Raw genomic sequence first — 20,075 nt, 5'->3', positions numbered from 1 at the left:
GGGCTCAGCGTGCCGGGGCGAGGCGCGGGGCGCGGAACAGGGCGCGCACCGCGCCCGCCACCGCGGCATTGAAGGCGCGCACCCGCGGGCCGAAGAAGATCAGCAGGCCGGACAGCGCGATCGCCAGGAGCGGGACACCGTAGATCGCCGCCACCGCCCCGGCGCTGCGCGCGGCGGCGCTCACCGCGGCGAAGCCGGCGATTCGCAGGGCGACCACGGCCAGGATCGCCCCGGCGACCGCGAGCCCGCGGCCCTGCCGAGTGGTGCGGGGATCGCCGAGCGCCGCGAAGGCGATGAACACCAGGGCCAGCGGATAGAGGCAGGCCGACAGCCTATCGTGCAGCTCGGCCCGGAACCGGCCCTTCTGCAGCTTGTAGTAGCCCTCGGTCTGGTCGGGGAACAGCAGCTGCGAGGTCGAGCGCTCGCGCGGCTTGTAGATCGTGTCGGCATCCGGGGGCGCGAAGGCCGCGAGGTCGATCGTGTAGCGCTCGAAGGTCAGGATCGAGGAATCGCGCGAATCTTTCTGCTGCTGGTGGACGCTGCCGTTCTCCAGGACGAGGAAGCTCTGCCCGTCGATGTCGACGGCGTTGCCGCGGTCGGCGAGGTAGACCTTGGTCTTCCCGGCCTCGCGCCGGTCCTGGATGAACAGGCCCTTGAGCACGCCGCCGGGCCCGCGCTCGCGGAAGTGGAAGGTGATGCCGTTGTCGAGCTGGGTGAACTGCCCCTCCTTGACGACGTTCGCAATGAAGTCGCCCCGGACCCGGGTGATCACGTCGCGCAGCTCCTGGAAGCTCGCGGGCATCACCACCACCACCAGGAACCCCACCAGGAAGCTCACGATCAGCGCGAGCGTCAGGAACGGCCGCAGCAGCGCGCGCGGCGGCATGCCGGCGGCCGACATCACGATTAGCTCGGAATCGCCGTTGAGCTTGTTCAGCGCGTACACGGTGCCGATGAACAGCGCCACGGGCGCGATCACCACCACCAGCGTCGGCAGCGACAGCCCGGTCACGAACAGGAAGACCAGGAGGGTCTGGCCCTTGGCGGTCACCAGATCGAGCTCGCGCAGGGCCTGCGTCAGCCAGATCGTGCCGGTGAGGCCGATCAGGCACGCGAGGCTCGCGCCCAGAGCGATCCGAAAGATGTAGCGCTCGATCTGCCTCATTGGCCCGGCAGTTCCGCCCGTCCTCTCGCGCCCTCATGGGCCAGGGAACCGACAAAAGGGGCGATTCCAGGGCTGCTGCGTCGCGTTGCGTTTGCCGCCTCAGCGGCTACACAAGGCGGATCACGCCTTGCGGCATGGCCCAAGCGTGGGAACGGCTGCGGAACATTGGGCAGGACGACGGGTATGGCGGACGGTATCGAGATCGGTTTCGGACCCCTGGAGCAGAGTGGCCAGGGCCCGGGGGGAACGGGCGATCTCGTGGTGTTCGTCGGCGACGACCTCGCCCTCGGATCGGCGGCCCGGGCGGCGCTCGGCGCCGCGGGTGCCGACCTCGTGGCGAAGGCCGCGGCCTCGGAGAAATTCAAGGGCCGCTCGCTCAGCGCCATGAGCCTGCCGACGCCGGCGGGCGTCAGCGCCGACCGGCTCGTCGTGGTCGGGCTCGGCTCCGAGAAGGACCGGGCCAAGACCGACTGGCCGGCGCTCGGCGGCTTCACCGCCGGCAAGGTCGCGGGCCGGGCGGCCCGGGTGGTGCTCGACTGGCCGGGCACGAATGTCAGCGCCGCGCAGGCCGGCGAGTTCGCGCTGGGCGCGCGCCTGCGGGTCTACGCCTTCGACCGCTACAAGACCAAGAAGAAGCCCGACGCCGAGGACAAGAGCGGCACCACGCTCACCCTCCTGCTCGCCGAGCACGGCACGGCCTCCCGCGAGGGCGAGGGCGCCCGGACCCTGTCCGAGGGCGTGATCCTGGCGCGCGACCTCGTGAACGAGCCGCCGAACGTGCTCTTCCCGGAAGAGTTCGCCCGGCGCGCCTCGGAGCTGTCGAAGCTCGGCGTCGAGATCGAGGTCATCGAGCCGGCGCGTATGCGCGAACTCGGTATGGGCGCGCTGCTCGCGGTGGCGCAGGGCTCGGTCCGCGAGCCGCGCATCGTGATCATGCGCTGGAACGGCGGCCCCGCCGGCGAGGCACCGGTCGCCTTCATCGGCAAGGGCGTGGTGTTCGATTCCGGCGGCGTCTCAATCAAGCCGGGCGGCGGCATGGAGGACATGAAGGGCGACATGGGCGGCGCGGCCGCCGTGGTCGGCGCGCTCCACGCGCTTGCCAGCCGGAAGGCCCGGTGCAACGTCGTCGGCGCCATCGGCATCGTCGAGAACATGCCGGACGGCGGCGCCTACCGCCCGTCCGACATCCTGACCTCCATGTCCGGCCAGACCATCGAGGTCATCAACACCGACGCGGAGGGCCGCCTCGTGCTCGCCGACGTGATCACCCACGTGGTCCGTAGCGCCAAGCCGAAGGCGATGGTCGATCTCGCGACGCTGACCGGGGCGATCATCGTGGCGCTCGGCCAGGACATCGCCGGGATGTTCTCGAACGACGACGCGCTGGCCGCCAACATCAACGCTGCCGGCGAGGCCACGGGCGAGAAGGTCTGGCGGATGCCGCTGATCCCCGCCTACGACAAGGCGATCGATTCCAAGTTCGCCGACATGAAGAACACCGGCGGCCGCCACGGCGGCGCCGCCACCGCGGCCTCGTTCATCAAGCGCTACGTCGAGGAGGTGCCGTGGGCGCATCTCGACATCGCGGGCGTGGCGATGTCGTCGAACGCCAGCGAGATCAACCGCAGCTGGGGCGCGGGCTGGGGCGTGCGCCTCCTCGACCGGCTGGTGCGCGACCATTACGAGGCGCGGTGAGGCGGATCATCTGTCTGAGCCGCTCAGCGTCGGAGATGCCGTCGTTTGGTCTATGGACGGCAGCCTGACAGACCCATTTTGTCATTCCGGGGCGCCGCAGGCGAACCCGGAACCCATAATCGCCGATGCGGCCAGGTTTCCATCGGTCGGTGGCTATGGATCCCGGGCTCCGCTGCGCGGCCCCGGGATGACAAGGTGGGTGCCCAGGTGCCAGCATGATCCGGACGCCGGCAACGGAACGATCGTTTGATAGGGGCGCGCCCTGTGCAGTCCGTTGCGCGTGACCAGACCCATGCGTCTGTGGCCGATCTGAGAAAGATGCTCCTGGCCGCAGCCCCGATCCTGGCCGCGCTCGCGGCGCTGGCGCTGGTGACCGTCACCGGCTTCAGCCAGCGCTCCGCCGTGCCGGAGGCGTTCGAGCCCTGGATCTACGGCTACTTCATCGCCCGCTATCCGCTCTTCGCCTTCGCGCTCGTCTACGGGATGGCGCATCTCGCGACGGTCGCGGCGGGGCCGGGGCCGGCCTCGGCATTCCGACGGATCCTGTTCGCGTCGCTCGGCACCGCGGCCCTCGCTGTGATCGGTCTCTACCCGACCTTCGGAGGCCTGATCCTGCGCGGCGGCTACGCCACCGGCGGGATGGCGTTCCTGACCCATCAGCCCCTATGGCTGGCCTACGGGCTCGGCGCCGGCGTCGCGGCGGCGATTTTCGGCGGCACCCTCGGCCTGTTCGCTCTGGCCGCCAACCGGCCCCTGCGCCCGCGTCTGCGGCGGATCGGGGCCGGATTGCTGGCGTACCTGGCCCTCTGGTTCGGCGCCGGCGTGATCGGGCTCGCGGTCCCGCTGGGGTTCGGATCCTGGCCGCTCCGGGGCCTGCGCCTGCCCGAGGCCGGCCTTGCCGCGCTGCTCCTTTCCGTCGCCGCCCTGCCGCACGCCGCGCTGACGACATTCAGCCGGCTACGTCGAACCGCCTGACGGCGGCGCCTTGCTAGTGGCGGTGGGTTCGCCCACAGTCGGGGGGTTCTGCGTAGGGACGAGACCCGACCGTCGAGAGTCGGGCTCGCGGGAGACGACGCGATGCGCGAGGCCAGCGTAATCGAGCACGGTGCGACGGCACGCACGCACGGGTCCGAGACGGATCCGGCGTTCGCACGGCTTTCCCCCCGTCCCTGGCTCGCCGCCTATCCGCCGGGGGTCCCGGCCGAGATCGACGTCGACAGCCTCGGTACGCTGGTCGACCTGTTCGAGACCAGCGTCTCGGCCTTCGCCGACCGCCCGGCGATGCTCTGCTTCGGCTCGACCCTGACCTATGCGGGCCTCGGCAAGCAGGCGCGCGCCCTGGCGGCCTGGCTGCGCGCCCAGGGGCTGGCGAAGGGCGACCGCGTCGCGATCATGCTGCCGAACGTGCCGGCCTACGCGGTGGCCCTGTTCGGTGTGCTCTCGGCCGGCGGGACGGTGGTCAACGTCAACCCGCTCTACACGCCCCGGGAATTTTCCCAGCAGATCAACGATTCGGGCGCTCGCTTCCTGATCGTCCTCGAGAATTTCGGCGCGACCGTCGCGGCGGCTCTGGCCGACGTGACGCTGGAGCGCATCCTCCTGGTCGGCCCCGGCGACGGCCTCGGGCTCAAGGGTCAGGTGATCAACCTGGCTAGCCGCCACGTGCGCAAGGCCGTGCCGCCGTTCCAGCTGCCCGACGGGCTGGCGCTGCCGTTCACGACCGCCCTGCGCCGGGGCAGCGGCATGCCGCACGCCTTGGTGCCGGTCGCGCCGGAGGATCTGGCGTTCCTCCAATACACCGGCGGGACAACGGGCGTGGCCAAGGCGGCGATGCTCAGCCACCGCAACATCATGGCCAACGTCGAGCAGTCGCAGGTCTGGTTCAACTCGAAGGATCCGAGCATCCTCCGCTGCGCCGTCACGGCCTTGCCGCTCTACCATATCTTCGCGCTGACGGCCTGCTTCTTCCAGTTCATGCGCAACGGCGGGTCGTGCCTGCTGATCCCCAATCCGCGCGACTGCGACGGCATGGTGAAGACCCTCAGCCGCCACCGCTTCACGTGCCTGATGGGCGTGAACACGCTGTTCAACGTGCTGATCAACCACCCCAAGATCGGCACGGTCGACTTCTCGAACCTCGACTTCGTCGTCGGGGGCGGGACGGCGGTGCAGCGGCCCGTGGCCGAGCGCTGGAAGGCGCTCACCGGCAACACCATCCTGGAGGGCTATGGCCTGTCGGAGACCTCCCCGGTGGTGAGCGCCAACCCGCCCGGCATGACGGAGTTCTCCGGGACGATCGGGTTCCCGTTCCCGTCCACCGAACTCTCGATCCGCGACGCCGCCGGCAAGCCGGTGCCGCCGGGCCAGCCGGGCGAGATCTGCGTGCGCGGGCCCCAGGTGATGCGCGGCTACTGGAACCGGCCGGATGAGACCGCGCGCGCGATGACGCCGGACGGCTTCTTCCGCACCGGGGACGTCGCCGTGATGGAGCCGGACGGCCAGATCAAGATCGTCGACCGGATGAAGGACATGATCCTCGTCTCGGGGTTCAACGTCTATCCGAACGAGGTCGAGGAGGTGCTGGCGGCCCATCCGGCGGTTCTGGAATGCGCGGTGGTCGGCGCGCCGAGCGAGGAGACCGGCGAGATGGTGGTCGCCCACGTGGTGATGAAGGATCCGGCGGTCTCCACCGACGCCCTGCGGGCGCATGCCCGCACCCAGCTCACCGGCTACAAGGTGCCCCGCCGGGTGGTGCTGCACGACGCCTTGCCCAAGACCAATGTCGGCAAGGTGCTGCGCCGGGTCCTGCGCGACGAGACGCCGCCCGGCTGAGCGTGCCCGCGGCGGATCGTCGTCGGCCGCGCACGTAACCGCCTGCCCCGATCGCCGAATGGTGAGACTGCGGCGGTTGTACCCCTGTCGGCGCAGACCGATCTGTGGGCTGTTCGCGCGGGACAGGCGAGGAGAAGCGATGTTGATCCGGAGCAGGCGCGGGTGGGAGATCCCGGAGACCGAGGCCACGCCCGAGGCCGTCTTCCTGAATCGCCGGGCACTGATCGGAGCCGCCGCCGGGCTGGCCGCCGGATCCGTCCTGGGCGGTCGCTCCGCCTTCGCGGCCGCCGGTGATGCGGCGCTCTACCCGGCGCCGCGCAACCCGGCCTACACGCTGGACCGGCCGCTGACGCCGGAGCAGTTCAGCGGCGCATACAACAACTTCTACGAGTTCGGCACGTCCAAGACGGTGCTGCCGGCCGCCAACGCCCTCAAGACCCAGCCTTGGACGCTGAAGATCGACGGCCTTGTGGAGAAGCCGTTCGAGATCGGCGTCGAGGACCTGATCCGGAAGATCGGCCTTGAGGAGCGGCTGTACCGTCACCGCTGCGTCGAGGCCTGGTCGATGTCGGTGCCGTGGACGGGGTTTCCCCTGTCGAAGCTCGTGGCGCTCGCCAAGCCCGGCTCCGGAGCCAAGTATATCCGGTTCGAGACCTTCATGGACAAGGCGATGGCACCGGGCCAGCGCGCGTTCTACTATCCCTGGCCCTACACCGAGGGTCTGACCCTGGCCGAGGCCGGCAACGACCTCGCCTTCGTGGTCACGGGCGTCTACGGCAAGCCGCTGCCGAACCAGTTCGGCGCGCCGATCCGCATCGCGGTGCCGTGGAAATACGGGTTCAAGTCGGCGAAGTCGCTGGTCAAGATCTCGTTCACCGCCGACCGACCCAAGACGTTCTGGGAGGGCCTGCAGGCCTCGGAGTACGGCTTCTGGGCCAACGTGAACCCGGCGGTGCCGCATCCGCGCTGGAGCCAGGCCTCCGAGCGGGTCCTGGGCACCGACGAGCGGGTGCCCACGCTGATCTACAACGGCTACGGCGAGCAGGTCGCCGGGCTGTACAAGGGGCTGGAGGGCGAGCGGCTGTTCCTATGAGGGACGACTAGATCCCAAATGGCCTGGGCGCCTTGGTGGGGTTCTCAGGGGCGAAGCCCCTGAGACTTGCAGGGCGGAGCCCTGCACCCGCAAAAGATCGACGATTTTGTGAAACCGGACCTATCATCGACCGCGCAAGGGCCGGTCAGTAGGTCCAGCGCTGCGCCTTCGAAACCAGGAAGTCGCGAAACGCCTGCACCCGGGCGACCGAGCGCATCTCCTCGGCGTAGACCAGGTAGCTCTCGAGGCTCGGCATCTCGGTGTCGCGCAGCACCTGGGTGAGCTGCTGGTCGCCGTCCACCGCGTAGTCGGGCAGGATGCCGATGCCGGCGCCGGCTTCCATGGCCCGTTGGAGCGCGCCGATGTTGTTCACCGTCAGGTGGACGCTGCGCCGGTCGCGGCCCTCACGCCCGGCATCGGCCAGCCAATGGGCCGCCAGCAGGTAGGAGGGCTCGTTGCCGCCGAACGAGACCAGGCGGTGGTTGTCCAGTTCCTCGATGGTCTTGGGCTCGCCGAAGCGCTTGACGTAATCGACGCTGGCGAACGCGTGGTAATGCACGGTGAACAGCCGGCGCTGGATCAGGTCCGGCTGGGCCGGGCGACGCATGCGGATCGCCACGTCCGCCTCCCGCATGGCAAGGTCGAGCTCCTCGTTGGTCAGGATCAGCTCGATCCGCACATCGGGGTAGAGGTCCAGGAATTCGCCGACCCGTTGCGACAGCCACGAGGTGCCCAGCCCCACCGTAGTGGTCACCTTGAGGTCGCCGGTCGGCCGCTCGGAAGTCTCCACGAGGCGCGCCCGGGTGTTCTCCAGGCGCAGCTTCATGTCCCGGGCGGCGCGGAACAGCAGGTCGCCCTGCTCGGTCAGGATCAGGCCGCGGGCGTGGCGGTGGAACAGCGGCGCCTTCAGCTCACGTTCCAGGGCGCTGATCTGGCGACTGACCGCCGATTGGCTGAGGCCGATATCGTCGCCCGCCTTGGTGAAGCTGCCCGCCTCTGCGACGTTCAGGAAGATCCGGATCTTGTCCCAATCCAAGGCGAGAACCCCCACCACCGCGAATCCGCATTCGATGCGCGGCCCGCGCCGGGCCGGTGCTGCATCAGGCGTAGCACCGGGCGATCCGCACGCGGCCGACGCCGCGCGGACGCGGCCGGCGCTGCTGGGGCATGCAAGGTTTGCAGCCCTGCCCGGTCAGAACCCCTATGCGCCCGGCGCATGGTCCGACGCAAGGGTTCAGATCGCGAAGTTGTTGACAGGACTTTGGTCCAAGAGCGCCGAAGCCTTGGCGCTGCGTGGTCTCACTCGGCGGCAGCGGCCTGGATCGGGCTCTCGCCGATCTCCAGGTTGGCGAGGAACTTCTCGGCCTCCAGGGCAGCCATGCAGCCCATGCCGGCAGCCGTGATCGCCTGCCGGTAGACGTCGTCGGTCACGTCGCCCGCAGCGAACACGCCGGGGATCTCGGTCTCGGCGGTGCCCGGTCGCACCGACAGGTAGCCGCCGTGGCGCATGGGCAGCTGGCCCTCGAAGATCGCGGTGGCCGGCTGGTGACCGATCGCCACGAACACGCCGTCGGCGGGCACGTCGCTGATCTCGCCCGAACGCGGATCCTTGAGCCGGACATGGGTGACCGTCGGAGCCGGCTTCTGCACGCCGCAGATCTCGGCGATCTCCCGGTGCCACAGCACGGTGACGTTCGGGTGCTTGAACAGCCGCTCCTGCAGGATCCGCTCGGCCCGGAAGCTGTCCCGGCGGTGCACCACCGTGACCTTCTTGGCGATGTTGGCGAGGTACAGCGCCTCCTCGACCGCGGTGTTGCCGCCGCCGACCACCACGACTTCCTTGCCGCGGAAGAAGAAGCCGTCGCAGGTCGCGCAGGCCGAGACGCCGCTGCCCTGGAACGCCGCCTCGGAGGGCAGGCCGAGCCACTTCGCCTGGGCACCGGTGGCGATGATCAGCGCATCGCAGGAATAGGTCTCGCCCGAATCGGCCTCCAGCCGGAACGGCCGCTGCTTGAGATCCACCGACGTGATGTATTCCGAGACGATCTTGGTCCCGACATGCTCCGCCTGCAGCCGCATCTGCTCCATGAGCCACGGCCCCTGGATCGCCTCGGCGAAGCCCGGGTAGTTCTCGACGTCCGTGGTGATCATCAGCTGGCCGCCGGGTTGGAAGCCGGAGATCAGCAGCGGCTCGACCATCGCGCGGGCGGCGTAGACCGCGGCCGTGTAGCCGGCCGGGCCGGATCCGACGATCACGAGCTTGGCGTGCGTGTGGGCCATCTCTCTCGTTCCCTTCAGGTCAGTCCGGTCGCGCGGTGCGCAGCGTAAGCCTTGGCGAGCGCCTCGGCTATCACCGGGGTCGCATCGATCGGCTTGTAGGGCAGATCGACTAAGCGACCGGTGAACGGCCGCAGCGCCCCGGCGATCGCCAGGCCGGCGAACATCCGCCGATGCCGGATATAGGTACGCGGCAGGTCGAACAGCAGAACGGGTGCGCCGGTCGCCACCGCCTCGCTGACCATGTTGGCCGAATCGGAGGTGACCACGATCGCCTCGGCGAGCGCCAGCATGGCGACGTAGGGGTTGTCGCCGGTGCCGTCCCAGAGGAAGCCCCCGGTCTCGGCCGTGAGCGTCTTGACCGCGTCGCGCAGCGGGTTGGGCGTGCGCCGGGAGATCGTCACCATCAGCCGGCAGCCCTGGTCGATCAGGCCGCGCAACTCGCCCACGAGGCGCTGCATGTCGGTCTTGCGGTAGCTCAGGTGCCGGCTGTCGCCGCCCACCAGCACCGCCACGCGCGGCCCGTCGAGGTTCGCGAGCCGCGGATCCGGGTTGGCCCGGGCCGCCTCCAGCCGGGCGGCGGTGACCAGGTGCGGCGCCGTCAGGGTCGTGAAGACGTTGGGGCCGCGCAAATCGTCGTAATCCGGCACCCAGATGAAGTCGGCGCTGTCCGCCCCGGTCCGCGGATCCTTGAGGAACGCCGTGAAGGTCCGCCCGTCGGTCGCGCGCCGCAGCGCCCGGAGATACGGCACCGCCCGGCGGCCCGAGGCGATCAGCAGGTCGGGGTAGGGCCCGGACAGGGCGCCGTTGCGGCGGCGCGGGCTCTCGCGCGGGTCGATCGGCCCCCACGGGGCGACCCATCCGAATGGGCCGGCGGCCGGGACCTGGCGGATCTCGAACGGGACCCCGAGGGTCTCGGCGATGCCGACGCACTGGTTCTCGTCGCCGGCCTTGCCGTCGGTGATGATCCAGGCCCGGGCCTGCGACAGTTCGGGAGGGGGCTCGCGCCGCACGGATGTCTGAGCCGGCGGGGCGGGCGTCGCCTCCGGCACGTCGATGCTTCTCATCGGGAACGCCTTACACCGCGGGCCGGGCCGGGGCTAATTCCGCGGCAGGGCGCGGGCGAGCCACTGGGCGTAGATGTCGGCGATCGCCGCCAGCCGCCGCGCCTCGAAATCGGGGGCGTACCACGCGCCGCCGTAGCTCGACGGGGTCGCGGTCATCTGCGGGTGACGCCCGAGCACCTGCCCGTTGCGGCCGACGAGAAGCGCCTCCCCCTCCAGGTAGTCGGTCTCGAAATTGCCGCCCCGGCCGCGCATCGCGCCGCCGCCGACATAGGGGCGCAACGACAGCGCCGTCACGACCACCACCAGACGCGGTCCGGCGCCGCCGATCCGCCCCGCGAAAGTCTTGCGCAGGGCCGCGCTCAGGTCGGCCGCGAGCGCGTCGGCCTGGAGGCCGGCGCCCTTGTCCCGCAGGGGCCGCACGTCGACCCGGACGTCGGAGAAGGTCGCGGTCGGCGGAAAATCGCCGGCCGCCGAGGCCGGCACCAGCCCGCACAGCAGGAGGAGGCCGGCGAGCCAGCTCCGGGCATACGCGCGCATCGCGCTCAGCCGCCGAACTGGACGCCGACGACCTCGTACGACTTACCGCCGCCCGGCGTCGTCACCTCGACCGTGTCGCCGACACCCTTGCCGATCAGCGCCCGCGCGATCGGGGACGTGATCGAGACCCGGCCCGCATGCACGTCGGCCTCGGGCTCGCCCACGATCTGGTAGGTCTTCTCCTCCTCCGTGTCGTCGTCGACGAGCTTCACGGTGGCGCCGAACTTGATCTTGTCGCCGGACAGCTTCGCGACGTCGATGATCTCGGCCCGCGCAATCATGCTCTCGAGTTCCATCACGCGTCCCTCGTTGTGGGACTGAGCCTCCTTGGCAGCGTGATACTCGGCGTTCTCGGACAGGTCGCCGTGCGCGCGGGCTTCGGCGATGGCCGCGACGATGCGCTGGCGCTCCACCTGCTGGCGGTGCTTCAGCTCCTCCTCGAGAGCCGCGAAACCGCGCACCGTGATCGGAACCTTGTCTATCGTCATCGTCTCGCGCCACAATGAAGAGGCCCGGCCGAGAGTGAAGCACTCTCCCCGGGCCACGAAGTTAAGTCAGCGGGACCCTGAGGCTCAGGCCGCAAAGTATTCTTGCAAGGCGCGAACCTGGAGATCGCCTTCTAGATAGGCCTTGATCCCTTCGGCCGCAGCCATCGCGCCGGCTAGAGTGGTGTAATACGGCACCTTATGCAAGAGGGCCGCGCGGCGGAGCGAGCGCGAGTCCGACAGCGCACCCGCGCCCTCCGTCGTGTTCAACACGAGCTGGATGTCACCGTTCTTGATCGAGTCGACCACGTGCGGCCGGCCCTCCAAGACCTTGTTGACGCGCTCGGCCGGCACGCCGTTCTCGACCAGGTATCTCTGCGTCCCGCCGGTGGCCAGGATCGAGAAGCCGAGTTCCGACAGCAGCTTCACGCTCGGCAGGATCCGGGCCTTGTCGGCGTCGCGCACCGAGACGAACACGGTGCCGGAGCGCGGCACCTGCGTGCCCGAGCCGAGCTGGCTCTTGGCGAAGGCCACGCCGAAGCTGGCATCGAGGCCAATCACCTCGCCGGTGGAGCGCATCTCCGGTCCGAGCAGGACGTCGACGCCGGGGAAGCGCGCGAACGGGAACACCGCCTCCTTGACGGCGATGTGGGCCAATTCCTTGCGCTTGAGGCCGAAGCTCGCGAGCTTCTCGCCGGCCATCACCCGGGCGGCGATCTTGGCGATCGGCTCGCCGATAACCTTGGCGACGAACGGCACGGTGCGGGAGGCGCGCGGGTTCACCTCCAGCACGTAGATGTCGCCGTCCTTGATCGCGTACTGTACGTTCATCAGGCCGCCGACCTTGAGCGCCAGCGCCATCGCGGTGGTCTGGCGCTCCAGCTCGGCGATGGTCTCCGGGGAGAGCGAGCGCGACGGCAGGGAGCAGGCGGAATCGCCGGAGTGGATGCCGGCCTCCTCGATGTGCTCCATGATGCCGGCGATGAACACGTCCTGCCCGTCGCAGACGGCGTCCACGTCGATCTCCACGGCGTCCGACAGGTAGCGGTCGAACAGCAGCGGGTTCTTGCCCAGCACCGTGTTGATCTGCCCGGTCTTGTCGTTCGGGTAGCGTGCGACGACGTCGGACGGGATCAGGCTCGGCAGCGTGCCGAGCAGGTAGTCGGCGAACTGGCTCTCGTCGCGGATGATCGCCATGGCGCGGCCGCCCAGCACGTAGCTCGGGCGCACCACGAAGGGCAGGCCGAGTTCGGAGGCGATCAGCCGGCTCTGCTCCACCGAGTAGGCGATGCCGTTCTTCGGCTGCTTCATCCCGAGCTTGTCGAGGAGGCGCTTGAACTGGTCGCGGTCCTCGGCGAGGTCGATCGCGTCCGGCGAGGTGCCGAGGATCGGCACGCCGGCAGCCTCCAGGGCGCGGGCGAGCTTCAGCGGGGTCTGGCCGCCGAACTGCACGATGACGCCGTGCAGCGTGCCGGCCTGCCGCTCGGTCTCGATGATCTCCAGCACGTCCTCGGCGGTCAACGGCTCGAAGTAGAGCCGGTCCGACGTGTCGTAGTCGGTCGAGACCGTCTCCGGGTTGCAGTTGACCATGATGGTCTCGTAGCCGGCCTCCGACAGTGCGTAGCAGGCGTGGCAGCAGCAATAGTCGAACTCGATGCCCTGGCCGATCCGGTTCGGTCCGCCGCCCAGGATGATGATTTTCTTGGCATCCGTCGGTTGCGCCTCGTCGACGACCGTGCCGGCGAAGGGGGCGACGTAGGTCGAGTACATGTAGGCGGTCGGCGCCTTGAACTCGGCCGCGCAGGTGTCGATGCGTTTGAAGACCGGACGGATGTCGAGCGCCCGGCGCTTGGCCCGGACCTCGGATTCCTCCAACTTCGCCAGCACGGCGAGGCGCGAATCCGAGAAGCCGGCGGCCTTGAGCTGGCGGAACGCCCCGGGAGTGCCCGGCAGCCCGTGGGCCTTCACCCGGTTCTCCAGGTCGACGATCGCCTGGATCTGCTCCAGGAACCACGGATCGACCTTGCAGGAGGCGTGGACCTCCTCGTGGCTCACGCCGAGGCGCAGGGCCTGGGCGATCTTGAGCAGCCGGTCCGGCGTCGGCACGCCGAGCGCCGCCTTGATGGCGTTGTGGTCGTCGCCGCGGCCGAGGCCCTCGATCTCGATCTCGTCGAGACCGGTCAGCCCGGTCTCCAGCGAGCGCAGGGCCTTCTGCAGCGATTCCGCGAAGCAGCGGCCGATCGCCATCGCCTCGCCGACCGACTTCATGGCGGTGGTGAGCGTCGGCTCGGCGCCCGGAAACTTCTCGAAGGCGAAGCGCGGGATCTTGGTGACGACGTAGTCGATCGTCGGCTCGAACGAGGCCGGGGTCGCGCCGCCGGTGATGTCGTTGGCGATCTCGTCGAGGGTGTAGCCGACCGCGAGCTTGGCCGCGACCTTGGCGATCGGGAAGCCGGTGGCCTTGGAGGCCAGCGCCGAGGAGCGCGAGACGCGCGGGTTCATCTCGATCACGATCATCCGCCCGTTCTCGGGGTTGATCGCGAACTGCACGTTCGAGCCGCCGGTCTCGACGCCGATCTCGCGCAGCACCGCCAGCGATGCGTCGCGCATCACCTGGTATTCCTTGTCGGTGAGCGTCAGCGCGGGGGCGACGGTGATCGAGTCGCCGGTATGCACGCCCATCGGGTCGATGTTCTCGATGGAGCAGACGATGATGCAGTTGTCCGCCTTATCGCGGACGACCTCCATCTCGTACTCCTTCCAGCCGAGCACGCTCTCCTCGATCAGGACCTCGTTGGTCGGCGAGGCGTCGATGCCGCGCTCGACGATGTCGAGGAACTCCTCGCGGTTGTACGCGATGCCGCCGCCGGTGCCGCCCATGGTGAAAGACGGGCGGATGATCGCCGGCAGGCCGACCTCGGCCAGCGCGATCAGGGCCTGCCCGAGGGCGTGCTCGCTGTAGCGCTTGCGCCGCTCGGATTCGCCGGACTGCCACTTGCGCTCGAAGGCCGTGATCGCCCCGGCGCGCGCCTGCGGGTCGGCGTTGGCGGCCTCGATCCGGGCGATTTCGGCCAGAAACTTCTCCCGGTCGGCCTTCTTGGCCGCCGAGGCGTTGGCGAGCGCCGATTTCGGGGTGTCGAGACCGATCTTGGTCATCGCGTCCCGGAACAGGCTCCGGTCCTCGGCCTTGTCGATGGCCTCCGCGGTGGCGCCGATCATCTGCACGCCGTACTTGGCCAGCACGCCCATCTTCTGCAGCGACAGGGCGCAGTTCAACGCCGTCTGGCCGCCCATGGTCGGCAGGATCGCGTCGGGGCGCTCCTTCTCGATGATCTTGGCGACGATCTCCGGGGTGATCGGCTCGACGTAGGTCGCGTCCGCCATGTCCGGGTCGGTCATGATCGTCGCGGGGTTCGAGTTCACCAGGACGATGCGGTAGCCCTCCTCACGGAGCGCCTTGCAGGCCTGGGTCCCGGAATAGTCGAACTCGCAGGCCTGCCCGATGATGATCGGTCCCGCACCGACGATGAGGATCGAGGAGATGTCGGTGCGCTTGGGCATCTGCGGCCTTTTCAGGCCAAGCGCGCCCGATCGGGCACGGCTCGGATCGGCCCTGCTCCCGGACGCGCGTGGCGGGATTGTCGTTGAGCGCCGCGTTTACACGGCGGATCGGCGCATTGGAAGGCCGTGCGCGTTCGGCGATGGTGCGGGGCGTTGCAGGCGGGTCCGCGGGCCTCACGCCAGATTCAAATAGTTCTGAAGTCTTCGCCTGTTGGCGAACGGCATTGCCGAGTCGTTTCCGGCTCCATAAAGCTCTTTCGATCGACGGGTCCGTCGATTGAAACGATAACAATTCGAGATTGACGATGATCAGGGAAACGTTCAGCGCGGCGATGCTTCTGCTCGGCGCGGCAGCCGGCGCACGGGCGACGGAAGTCTCCGTTAAGACGCTCAACAACGGCCCGAGCGGGATGATGGTCTTCGATCCGGCCTTCGTGAAGATTCAGCCCGGGGACACGGTCCGGTTCGTGCCGGCCGACAAGGGCCACAACGCCGAACTCATCAAGGGCATGGCGCCCGAGGGCGCGCCGACCTTCAAGACCGTGGTCGGCAAGGAGGAGGCTGTGACCTTCGACACGCCCGGCCTCTACGGCTTCAAGTGCTCGCCGCACTACATCATGGGCATGGTCGGCCTGATCGAGGTCGGCGACAAGCCGGAGAACCTCGAGGCCGCAAAGGCGGTCCAGCACGGCAAGCTCGCCGCCAAGCGCTTCGAGCCGCTGTTCGAGAAGGTGCAGTAGGGGTCCGGCGGGGGCGGCCCGTTGTCCCCGCTCAGAATCCGGCGTGAAGCGCGGCGAGCGCCCGGTCGATCGACAGGTAGAAGATTCCGAAGGCGACCAGGGCGGCGGCGGCGAATTCGAGCGCGACGTTCGAGAGCGTTTGCGCCCGGCGCAGCATCTCGCGGCCGAAATACAGGGACACCCAGGCGAACGCGAGCACGGCCGGCATCGCGAACAGGTAGGACACCGTGCTCTCGACCCGGTCCAGGCCGGCGGCGGGATCGATCAGGGCGCGGATGTTGCGCACCCAGGGGGCGTAGACGGCGGCGTAGAGCGCGGTCGCCCAGGCGAGGCTGGCCGCGACACCGAGATGGAACGTGAAAGTCCGGTGCAGGCGGGAGAAGTCGTCGCGCGCCTCGTCGATGGTCATCCGGCAATCCCCCCGGACGGAACCGCCATGTGCGGCCCGTCGATGGGTTCTATAAGCCGCCGGAATTCGCGGATTTTGTGACCCCGGCGCGGCCTGAATGGGATCGCGCCGACGCGGACCGATCAGGCGTCCTTCGCGGTCTCCGGCGCACCGGAGCGCATCAGCGCGACGAAGCGCTCGAACAGGTAGTGGCTGTCGCGCGGGCCAGGCGAAGCCTCGGGATGGTGCTGCACCGAGAAGGCCGGGCGGTCGGTGAGGGTGAGCCCGCAATTCGAGCCGTCGAACAGCGAGACATGGGTCTCGACCGCGCTGGCCGGCAGGCTCGCGGGATCCACCGCGAAGCCGTGGTTCATCGAGACGATCTCGACCCGGCCGGTGGTCTTGTCCTTGACCGGGTGATTCGCCCCGTGATGGCCCTGACCCATCTTCAGCGTCCGGCCGCCGAGCGCGAGGCCCATGAGCTGGTGCCCCAGGCAGATGCCGAAGGTCGGCACCTTCTCGTCCAGCAGCTTGCGGATCACCGGCACGGCATAGGTGCCGGTCGCCGCCGGGTCGCCGGGACCGTTGGACAGGAACACCCCGTCGGGCTTCAGCGCCAGGATCTCCTCGGCGCTGGTGGTGGCCGGTACCACGGTGACGTCGCAGCCGGCCTGGGCCAGCAGCCGCAGGATGTTGCGCTTCACGCCGTAATCGATCGCCACGACCTTCAGGCCCTCGCCGGGCGCGCGCTTGCCGTAGCCGTCGCCGAGCGCCCAGACGGTCTCGGACCATTCCGAGTTGGCGCGGCTGGTCACCGGCGGCACGAGGTCGAGGCCCTCCATCGGGGCGAGGGCCGCGGCCCGGGCCTTCAGGGCCTCCCGGTCGAACCGGCCCTCGGGATCGTTGGCGATCACGGCGTTGGGCATTCCGCCGTCGCGGATGCGGGCGGTGAGCGCCCTTGTGTCCACCCCGGTGATCCCGACGATGCCGCGGGCGTCGAGCCAGCCGTCGAGATGTGACGACGACCGCCAGCTCGACGGCTTGGTCACCGCCGAGGCGATCACGGTGCCGCGCACGCCCGAGGCCGGGGCCGCCTCGAGGCTCTCCAGATCCTCGTCGTTGGTGCCGACATTGCCGATATGCGGGAACGTGAAGGTGACGATCTGCCCGGCATAGGACGGGTCCGTCAGGATCTCCTGGTAGCCGGTCATCGCCGTGTTGAAGCAGACCTCACCGTCGGCGACGCCGGTCCGGCCGATGCCGAAGCCCTCCAGGATGGTCCCGTCGGCCAGCACCAGCAGGGCCGTCGCGACGGGCTCCGCCCAGGGCTCGGGGGCAGCGGCTTTGGAGCCAGCGGATTTGGAGGCCTGCGCGGCGGCGTCTTGCAGCATCGGGTCGGTCTCGCTTATGTCCGGCCGAAGGCAGGCACCGCGATGCGGTACGCTCGGCTGGCGGCATGATCGTGTGCGGCGCTCTTAGCGAGCGGCCCGCGATCGGGTCAATGTGGCCGTGCGGCCGACGAGGCTCAACACCCGCAAAGTGCAGGCCAGCCCCCCGTTTCTCCCATCAAAAGGTTCATCGAGATGCTGCGCGCCCGCCTCACCACCGAGATGAAGGAGGCCATGAAGGCCGGCGACAAGGACAAGCTCGCCACCGTGCGGATGATCCAGGCCGCCCTCAAGGACAAGGACATCGAGGCTCGCGGCCTCGGCAAGGAGCCGGCCTCCGACGAGGAGATCCTGTCGCTGCTCCAGAAGATGATCAAGCAGCGCACCGAATCGGCTACGGTCTACGAGCAGGGCGGACGCCCGGAACTCGCCGCCAACGAGCGCTCCGAGATCGCGATCATCGAGGCGTTCCTGCCCAAGCAGATGGACGAGGCCGAGATGAAGGCGGCGGTCGACGCCGCGATCCTCGAGACCGGCGCCGCCGGCCAGAAGGACATGGGCCGCGTCATCGCCGCCCTGAAGGGCACCTTCGCGGGCCGGATGGATTTCGGCAAGGCGAGCGGGCTGGTGAAGGCCGCGCTGGCGGCGAAGGGCTGAGACCGAGGCGCCGGCTCTCCCCACAATCCCCCGCCTGATCGAACGATCGACCGCCCGGGCGGGACTCGGACCGCCCGGGCGCGCTATATCCAACGGTCAGGCAGTCGATCCGCAGGCCCCGTGCGCTATCCGCCCCACATCCTGGAAGAGATCCGCGCCCGGCTGCCGGCCTCGGCCGTGGTCGGCCGACGGGTGCAGCTGAAGAAGGCCGGCCGCGAATGGCGCGGCCTGTCGCCGTTCAACGCCGAGAAGACGCCGTCCTTCTACGTGAACGACCAGAAGCAGTTCTATCACTGCTTCTCATCGTCCAAGCACGGCGACATCTTCACGTTCCTGATGGAGACGGAGGGCCTGAGCTTTCCCGAGGCCGTGGAGCGGCTGGCGAGCGAGGCCGGCGTCAGCCTGCCGGCGCCCACGGAAGATACCCGCGTCGCCGAGAAGCAGCGCGCCGGGGCTTTCGAGGTCATGGAGATGGCCGCGCGGTGGTTCGAGGACCGCCTGCGGGCCGGGCCGGGCAGCGAGGCGCGGGCCTATCTCGAACGCCGGGGGCTCAAGGACGACACGCAGCGGGCCTTCCGGCTCGGCTACGCGCCGAACGAGCGCTACGCCCTGCGTGACCACCTGGCCGGGCAGGGGGTCGACAAGGCGCTGATGGTCGAGCTGGGCCTGCTCGCCGGCGGCGAGGATGTCTCGGTCCCGTACGATTATTTCCGCGACCGGGTGATGTTCCCGATCACTGACACCCGCGGCCGGGTCGTCGCCTTTGGGGGGCGGGCGCTCGCCAAGGAGGTGCGCGCCAAGTATCTGAATTCGCCCGAGACGCCGCTCTTCCACAAGGGCCGGACGCTCTACAACCTCCACGGCGCGCGCAAGGCCTCCCACGAGCGCAGCTCGATCATCGCGGTCGAGGGCTACGTCGACGTCATCGCCATGACGCTGGCCGGCCATCCCGAGACGGTGGCGCCGCTCGGCACCGCGCTGACCGAGGACCAGCTGGCCTTGCTATGGCGCCACGCCGACGAGCCGATCCTCTGCTTCGACGGCGACAAGGCCGGGCAGCGGGCGGCCTTCCGGGCGCTCGACATCGCCCTGCCGGCCCTGGAGCCCGGCCGCTCGCTTCGGATCGCCCTGCTGCCGGGCGGTCAGGATCCCGACGACCTGCTGCGCTCGGGCGGTCCCGGGGCGATCGACCAGGTGCTGCAGGCCGCGCTGCCGCTGTCCGAGCTGCTCTGGCGCCGCGCGCTCGAATCGGGGCCGGCCGATACGCCCGAGCGCCGGGCCGGCCTGACCCAGACGCTGCGCGCCACCGTCGCCACGATCCGCGACGAGACCGTCAAGCGCTACTACCGCGACGACATCGAGGAGCGGCTGCGCAGCCTGTCGCCCCGGAACGCGCGGTCCAGCGGGCCCGGGTCCGGGCCGAAGGGGCAGAACCGCCGCTTCGTCCGCCCGGGCGAACCGGTCTCGCCGCGGATCACCGGCAGCCCCAGCGCCTCGATGACCGCCTCGGCGGGCTTCTCCGGGGCGGCGCCGGTGCGCGAGGCGGTGATCGCCGGCACATTGCTGGTCCACCCGGAGATGCTCAGCGATTTCGGCGACGAGGTCTCGGAACTCGACTTCGAGCACCCCGACGCGCGGGCGCTCCTGTCGGTCCTGGTCGCTTGTGCCGCAGAGGATGGACAAACGAACGCGGACCTGTTGCAAACCCGCATCACACGGGCCGGTCTCGGAGAGGCGGCGGAGCGGATTCTGGCGCTCGCCCGGTCCCGAGACCGGATTACGCTGTCCCCGCACGCCGATCCGCAGCAGCGCGCGGACGCTCTCAGACAGGCGATGATCTTGCACCGGCAGGCTGGCGCGCTACATAGCGAACTTCGCGAAGCACGGCAGGCGTTCGAAGACGATCCGACCGATGCCGGGTGGGCATGGCTCTGCGAAGTCAAGGCGAGGCTGGAGACCGTCATCGCTGCCGAGGCTGAAGCCGACAAGCCGGTGTCGAACGACTCGACCGCCGCATGACGGCCGTGCGATGGCGGTGGCGACGGGCCGAACCCCGCGTTAGTTAACAATTGGTCAAGCCTCGGGCTTGCATACGGAACCCGACGACTCAAGGCGTCCGGAGCAATCCGGGGCCACTCGCAAGTATCGCGGCGCCGACGGCGTGGAGCGGCCTTACTCAGGCCCCCGCAG

General features: G+C 69.4%; 16 protein-coding genes. 7 read left to right on the top strand and 9 right to left on the bottom strand.

The genetic code is table 11. From position 1 onward, the window contains the following. Positions 1-4: 4 nt before the first annotated feature. Positions 5-1,165: an LPS export ABC transporter permease LptF gene (lptF, locus tag FVA80_RS12840; protein ID WP_147906643.1), complete on the bottom strand. Its 1,161-nt coding sequence runs from the start codon at positions 1,163-1,165 to the stop codon at positions 5-7. Between the two features lie 183 nt (positions 1,166-1,348). Here lptF and FVA80_RS12835 point away from each other — a divergent pair, with 183 nt between their 5' ends. The 4 genes from FVA80_RS12835 (at position 1,349) to msrP (ending at position 6,785) form a co-directional block, all read left to right on the top strand. Next, positions 1,349-2,860 (top strand): leucyl aminopeptidase, encoded by a 1,512-nt coding sequence (locus tag FVA80_RS12835; protein WP_147906644.1) that lies wholly within the window; start codon positions 1,349-1,351, stop codon positions 2,858-2,860. Between the two features lie 318 nt (positions 2,861-3,178). Then, entirely contained in the window at positions 3,179-3,835 is a 657-nt protein-coding gene (locus FVA80_RS12830; RefSeq protein WP_187193666.1) for a hypothetical protein, read from the top strand. A 102-nt stretch (positions 3,836-3,937) separates the two neighbouring features. Continuing rightward, complete coding sequence (locus tag FVA80_RS12825) at positions 3,938-5,692, top strand: AMP-binding protein (RefSeq protein ID WP_187193665.1); 1,755 nt, start codon at positions 3,938-3,940, stop codon at positions 5,690-5,692. 139 nt (positions 5,693-5,831) lie between these two features. Then, positions 5,832-6,785: a protein-methionine-sulfoxide reductase catalytic subunit MsrP gene (gene msrP, locus FVA80_RS12820; protein ID WP_147906646.1), complete on the top strand. Its 954-nt coding sequence runs from the start codon at positions 5,832-5,834 to the stop codon at positions 6,783-6,785. A gap of 145 nt (positions 6,786-6,930) precedes the next feature. On the opposite strand, the gene FVA80_RS12815 is transcribed toward msrP, so the two are convergent. The 6 genes from FVA80_RS12815 to carB form a co-directional block, all read right to left on the bottom strand. Further along, positions 6,931-7,821 (bottom strand): LysR family transcriptional regulator, encoded by an 891-nt coding sequence (locus FVA80_RS12815; protein ID WP_147854249.1) that lies wholly within the window; start codon positions 7,819-7,821, stop codon positions 6,931-6,933. A gap of 263 nt (positions 7,822-8,084) precedes the next feature. After that, the gene (trxB, locus tag FVA80_RS12810; protein ID WP_147906647.1) at positions 8,085-9,065 is read right to left on the bottom strand and encodes a thioredoxin-disulfide reductase; all 981 of its coding nucleotides are present in this window, start codon (positions 9,063-9,065) and stop codon (positions 8,085-8,087) included. Positions 9,066-9,079: 14 nt separating this feature from the next. Then, on the bottom strand, positions 9,080-10,129 hold the full coding sequence (locus FVA80_RS12805) for a mitochondrial fission ELM1 family protein (protein WP_147906648.1): 1,050 nt from the start codon (positions 10,127-10,129) through the stop codon (positions 9,080-9,082). Between the two features lie 33 nt (positions 10,130-10,162). After that, positions 10,163-10,666 (bottom strand): hypothetical protein, encoded by a 504-nt coding sequence (locus FVA80_RS12800; RefSeq protein WP_147906649.1) that lies wholly within the window; start codon positions 10,664-10,666, stop codon positions 10,163-10,165. A gap of 5 nt (positions 10,667-10,671) precedes the next feature. Continuing rightward, positions 10,672-11,148, bottom strand: coding sequence for a transcription elongation factor GreA (gene greA / locus FVA80_RS12795; protein ID WP_187193718.1), 477 nt, complete (start codon positions 11,146-11,148; stop codon positions 10,672-10,674). 90 nt (positions 11,149-11,238) lie between these two features. Next, complete coding sequence (gene carB / locus FVA80_RS12790; RefSeq protein WP_147906651.1) at positions 11,239-14,712, bottom strand: carbamoyl-phosphate synthase large subunit; 3,474 nt, start codon at positions 14,710-14,712, stop codon at positions 11,239-11,241. 305 nt (positions 14,713-15,017) lie between these two features. Here carB and FVA80_RS12785 point away from each other — a divergent pair, with 305 nt between their 5' ends. After that, positions 15,018-15,452: a pseudoazurin gene (locus FVA80_RS12785; RefSeq protein WP_147906652.1), complete on the top strand. Its 435-nt coding sequence runs from the start codon at positions 15,018-15,020 to the stop codon at positions 15,450-15,452. 31 nt (positions 15,453-15,483) lie between these two features. On the opposite strand, the gene FVA80_RS12780 is transcribed toward FVA80_RS12785, so the two are convergent. Next, on the bottom strand, positions 15,484-15,861 hold the full coding sequence (locus FVA80_RS12780) for a hypothetical protein (RefSeq protein ID WP_147906653.1): 378 nt from the start codon (positions 15,859-15,861) through the stop codon (positions 15,484-15,486). A gap of 122 nt (positions 15,862-15,983) precedes the next feature. Beyond that, positions 15,984-17,231, bottom strand: coding sequence for a glutamine-hydrolyzing carbamoyl-phosphate synthase small subunit (gene carA / locus FVA80_RS12775; protein WP_147906654.1), 1,248 nt, complete (start codon positions 17,229-17,231; stop codon positions 15,984-15,986). 192 nt (positions 17,232-17,423) lie between these two features. Between carA and FVA80_RS12770 the strand changes: the two genes are divergently transcribed. Beyond that, the gene (locus tag FVA80_RS12770) at positions 17,424-17,885 is read left to right on the top strand and encodes a GatB/YqeY domain-containing protein (RefSeq protein ID WP_147854239.1); all 462 of its coding nucleotides are present in this window, start codon (positions 17,424-17,426) and stop codon (positions 17,883-17,885) included. Positions 17,886-18,005: 120 nt separating this feature from the next. Next, positions 18,006-19,904: a DNA primase gene (dnaG, locus tag FVA80_RS12765; protein WP_147906655.1), complete on the top strand. Its 1,899-nt coding sequence runs from the start codon at positions 18,006-18,008 to the stop codon at positions 19,902-19,904. Positions 19,905-20,075 lie beyond the last annotated feature (171 nt).

Source organism: Methylobacterium sp. WL1 (assembly GCF_008000895.1).
Lineage (GTDB): Bacteria > Pseudomonadota > Alphaproteobacteria > Rhizobiales > Beijerinckiaceae > Methylobacterium.
This window is presented reverse-complemented; position numbering and strand designations above follow the sequence as displayed.

Coding starts and splice junctions, on each gene's coding strand:
- carA (WP_147906654.1), bottom strand. CDS start 17,231: ATGCTGCAAGACGCCGCCGCGCAGGCCTCCAAATCCGCTGGCTCCAAA.
- FVA80_RS12785 (WP_147906652.1), top strand. CDS start 15,018: ATGATCAGGGAAACGTTCAGCGCGGCGATGCTTCTGCTCGGCGCGGCA.
- FVA80_RS12830 (WP_187193666.1), top strand. CDS start 3,179: ATGCTCCTGGCCGCAGCCCCGATCCTGGCCGCGCTCGCGGCGCTGGCG.
- lptF (WP_147906643.1), bottom strand. CDS start 1,165: ATGAGGCAGATCGAGCGCTACATCTTTCGGATCGCTCTGGGCGCGAGC.
- FVA80_RS12800 (WP_147906649.1), bottom strand. CDS start 10,666: ATGCGCGCGTATGCCCGGAGCTGGCTCGCCGGCCTCCTCCTGCTGTGC.
- FVA80_RS12805 (WP_147906648.1), bottom strand. CDS start 10,129: ATGAGAAGCATCGACGTGCCGGAGGCGACGCCCGCCCCGCCGGCTCAG.
- msrP (WP_147906646.1), top strand. CDS start 5,832: ATGTTGATCCGGAGCAGGCGCGGGTGGGAGATCCCGGAGACCGAGGCC.
- FVA80_RS12780 (WP_147906653.1), bottom strand. CDS start 15,861: ATGACCATCGACGAGGCGCGCGACGACTTCTCCCGCCTGCACCGGACT.
- FVA80_RS12835 (WP_147906644.1), top strand. CDS start 1,349: ATGGCGGACGGTATCGAGATCGGTTTCGGACCCCTGGAGCAGAGTGGC.
- carB (WP_147906651.1), bottom strand. CDS start 14,712: ATGCCCAAGCGCACCGACATCTCCTCGATCCTCATCGTCGGTGCGGGA.
- FVA80_RS12770 (WP_147854239.1), top strand. CDS start 17,424: ATGCTGCGCGCCCGCCTCACCACCGAGATGAAGGAGGCCATGAAGGCC.
- FVA80_RS12825 (WP_187193665.1), top strand. CDS start 3,938: ATGCGCGAGGCCAGCGTAATCGAGCACGGTGCGACGGCACGCACGCAC.
- trxB (WP_147906647.1), bottom strand. CDS start 9,065: ATGGCCCACACGCACGCCAAGCTCGTGATCGTCGGATCCGGCCCGGCC.